The 207-nt window shown below is 43.0% G+C and carries 1 protein-coding gene; it reads right to left on the minus strand.

The genetic code is table 11. The annotated features are described in order from the left end of the window. A partial coding sequence (locus JUI58_RS27750; RefSeq protein ID WP_204104256.1) for a zinc ribbon domain-containing protein occupies window positions 1-207 on the minus strand: 207 nt, incomplete at both ends.

A 207-nucleotide genomic window follows, 5' to 3' on the forward strand; every position in this document is an offset into this window, starting at 1 on the left:
GCAAAGCCCCCGTCAGATCATCTCCACAAGCATTTTCCGATACGCTATGCCCTAGCGCATTTTTGATTCCTCTATCTCTGATAACTTCTGCTGCTGCGATATCTCTATGAGTTTTGTATCCACACTCCGGGCAATTATGTTCTCGTTCGGAAAGCAATTTTTTTCCGGTGTGAAAATCACATTTTGGACAAATTTGCGAGGTGTAAT

It is taken from the genome of Spirulina sp. CCY15215, from assembly GCF_016888125.1.
Classification (GTDB): Bacteria; Cyanobacteriota; Cyanobacteriia; order Cyanobacteriales; family Spirulinaceae; genus CCY15215.